A 3,196-nucleotide genomic window follows, 5' to 3' on the forward strand; every position below is an offset into this window, starting at 1 on the left:
GGCAGGATCCGGCGCTCATGGAAATCATCAGTTCCTGCGATATGATCAATGCCGACGGGATGTCCGTGGTCTGGGCCTCAAGACTTTTGGGGAAAGCCCTTAAGGAGCGGGTCACGGGGATAGACCTTATGCAGAGACTGGTCGAAAGGTCCGCGTCACGCGGATATGCCCTTTATTTCCTCGGGGCGAGGAAGGAAGTGGTGGAAAGGGTCGTCGGGATATATAAGGAAAAGTTCCCGGACATCCATATAGCCGGGTACAGGGACGGTTACTGGCGGGAGGACGAAGAACCCGGACTTGTGAGGGATATCCGGGATTCCGGAGCGCAGATACTCTTCCTGGCCATAAGCTCCCCCAGGAAAGAGAGGTTCCTCAGCCGGTATCTCGCGGAGATGAACGTGCCCTTTGTTATGGGCGTAGGGGGTAGTTTCGATGTTGTCGCGGGAGTTACCCGCAGGGCGCCTGTGTGGATGCAGAAAAGCGGATTGGAATGGTTCTACAGGTTCAGCCAGGAACCGGCTAGGATGTGGAAAAGGTATATACCGGGGAACATGCGTTTCATAGGCCTTGTATGCAGGGAACTTGTCAGGGCGCGGTCCGGGGCGAAATGAAGCCGCTTGTGTAACGGGGCGGGAACGTATATAATTAGATTTTTGGTTTTACAGCAAAAGGAGACATGATGTTCGACCTCAATAAACTTGGTGATATGGCAAAGGTGGCCAGCCAGGCCCGTGAAATGCAGCAAAAACAGGAAAAAGCGCAAAAAGAACAGACGGAGCTTTTGAAAAAGATATCTAACCAGCTCGATACGCTTATATCTTATATCAATGACAGGATATAACATTGCGGATGCCGATGGATAACGCTATGATACGCCGGAACGTAAAACGGATATTAACGGAACTTCCAGCTGGAGTTACGCTTGTGGCGGCCGCGAAGACGAGGACGCCCGAAGAGGTGGTCGCCGCCGTTCGTGCGGGCGCGCATGCTGTCGGGGAGAATTATGTCCAGGAAGCGGAGAGGGCTTTTCAGGCGATCGGCCATGGGGTCAGGTGGCATTTCATCGGTCACCTCCAGAAGAACAAGGTGAAGAAGGCCGTTGGGGTGTTCGACGTGATAGAGACCGTGGATTCTCCTGAGCTCGCCGGGGAAATAGATAAAAGATGCGCTGATGCCGGCCGTACGATGGATGTGCTTATTGAGGTCAATAGCGGGCGGGAGCGCCAGAAATCCGGCGTTATGCCTGAGGATGTGGCCGTCCTGCTGGAGGAGATATCGGGACTTCCTAATATAAGGATAAAAGGTCTTATGACGATGGGTCCCGTTACGGATGATCCCGAGCTGGCCAGGCCTTTTTTCGCCGGGACCAGAGAACTGTTCGACGCGCTTAAGGGATCGCAGGGAGGCAACGTGGCCATGGAGTTCCTTTCCATGGGCATGTCGGGGTCGTATAAGGTGGCGTTGGAGGAAGGCGCTAATATCGTAAGGATAGGCACAGGTATATTCGGGGAAAGGGGCCGGTAGGTTCATATGTATGTAAAGGTCTTGTGTGACGAAAAAGCCAAAAGAGGATTACAGCCTAGCCGTGGTTTCGCGTGCCTTTTGAACAATCGCGTACTTTTCGATACCGCGGAAGACCCCTCCATGCTGCTGGATAACATGAAACACATGATGGTGGACCCTGCCAGGTTGGATGCGGTCGTGGTCTCGCATGAGCACTGGGACCATACGGGAGGTCTTTGGGAGATACTCAGGATGAACCCCGGAATAAAAGTATACGCGTGCCCCTCGTTCAGCAATATATTCAAGGAATGTGTTAATGAGCTTGGGCGCGAATTGATAATGTCCGAAGGCAGCGTGCAGGTGGCGGAGAACGTTTTCACCACCGGAGAAATGATGGGCGAGTATAAGGAAGAACCTATGCCCGAACAGGCGTTGGTGGTGAAAGGCGATAGTGGCGTGTCGATCATAACGGGATGCGCGCATCCGGGGATATTGCGTATCGTGGAAAAGGTCAAAAAAGACTTTGATACGGATGAGATATACCTGGTCTTCGGGGGGTTCCATATAGGCAAAATGGACAGGGAAGATATAACCCGCCTGGCTGGCCGGTTCAAGGAGCTCAAGGTCCAGAAGGTCGGGCCGTCACATTGCTCGGGCATGAAGGCCAGGATGATCTTCAGGGGAAAATACCTAAGTGGATATGTCGGCGTGAAAGCCGGACATATTATACACCTGTGATACAGGATGGGGAGCTATGGGAAAGATATATGATACTGTGATAGTCGGAGGAGGACCCGCGGGGTTCACCGCCGGGATCTATGCGTCAAGAAGCCGTATGGACGTCATACTTGTGGAAAGTCTGTCTATCATGGGACAGGCCACGATGACCGACATGATAGAGAACTATCCCGGAGTGCCGGCTACGAACGGTTACGAGCTCATGGCCGGGTTCAGGAAACAGGCCGAGGAATTCGGGCTTACTTGTGTGACGGGCACGGTGGCATCCATAACGTTCTCCGTGAGCCAGGAGGGAGTTCCGGTATGGACCGTTACTCATGACGAAGGGGAGATCAGGGCCCTATCGGTCATACTCGCGACCGGGGCACGTTCAAAAAAACTCGGGGTACATGGTGAGGATGAATTCGCCGGGCGAGGCGTATCCTATTGCGCCACCTGTGACGGGGCGTTCTTCCGCGACAAGGATATCGTCGTCGTAGGAGGAGGGGATACCGCTGTTGAAGAGGCCATATTCCTTACGCGATTCGGGCGAAGCGTAAAGCTGGTCCACAGGAAAGCGCGTTTGCGTGCTGCCAGCATACTGCAGGAGCGGGCCATGGCCAACGATAAAATGGGGTTCGTGCTCGATTCCGTCGTTGAGGAGATATGCGGGACGGATAAGGTGGAAAAGGTCAAGGTCCGTAACGTGAAGACCGGTAACGTGCATCATGAGGAGTGCCAGGGCGTGTTCGTCTTCGTGGGATGGTCACCTAATACTTCTATGGTGGAAGGGGTGGCTGATGCTGATGAGCATGGAGCCGTCATCGTGGGGAGTGATATGAGCACGTCGGCCAGAGGGCTCTTCGCCGCGGGTGATTGTTCCGCCAGGCCGCTTCACCAGGTCGTTACGGCATGTGGCGATGGGGCGGTGGCCGCGCAATCCGCGCGTTTTTATGTTGAAGGACTTAAAGGGACG

General features: G+C 54.2%; 5 protein-coding genes. All 5 read left to right on the forward strand.

Annotated features, from left to right (window positions below; translation table 11 throughout):
* On the forward strand, positions 1-611 hold a 611-nt coding region (locus PHH49_08660; GenBank protein ID MDD5489010.1), incomplete at its 5' end, for a WecB/TagA/CpsF family glycosyltransferase.
* Positions 612-679: 68 nt separating this feature from the next.
* Positions 680-841: a hypothetical protein gene (locus PHH49_08665; GenBank protein ID MDD5489011.1), complete on the forward strand. Its 162-nt coding sequence runs from the start codon at positions 680-682 to the stop codon at positions 839-841.
* A gap of 14 nt (positions 842-855) precedes the next feature.
* Complete coding sequence (locus PHH49_08670; GenBank protein MDD5489012.1) at positions 856-1,524, forward strand: YggS family pyridoxal phosphate-dependent enzyme; 669 nt, start codon at positions 856-858, stop codon at positions 1,522-1,524.
* A 6-nt stretch (positions 1,525-1,530) separates the two neighbouring features.
* Entirely contained in the window at positions 1,531-2,241 is a 711-nt protein-coding gene (locus PHH49_08675) for an MBL fold metallo-hydrolase (protein MDD5489013.1), read from the forward strand.
* A 16-nt stretch (positions 2,242-2,257) separates the two neighbouring features.
* The coding region (trxB, locus tag PHH49_08680) for a thioredoxin-disulfide reductase (protein ID MDD5489014.1) at positions 2,258-3,196 on the forward strand (939 nt) is incomplete at its 3' end.

It is taken from the genome of Candidatus Omnitrophota bacterium (assembly GCA_028715965.1).
GTDB lineage: Bacteria > Omnitrophota > Gorgyraeia > Tantalellales > Tantalellaceae > JAQUQS01.

Excerpts from the sequence above, each read along its gene's own strand:
- PHH49_08665 (MDD5489011.1), top strand. The coding sequence starts at position 680 with ATGTTCGACCTCAATAAACTTGGTGATATGGCAAAGGTGGCCAGCCAG.
- PHH49_08670 (MDD5489012.1), top strand. The coding sequence starts at position 856 with ATGGATAACGCTATGATACGCCGGAACGTAAAACGGATATTAACGGAA.
- PHH49_08675 (MDD5489013.1), top strand. The coding sequence starts at position 1,531 with ATGTATGTAAAGGTCTTGTGTGACGAAAAAGCCAAAAGAGGATTACAG.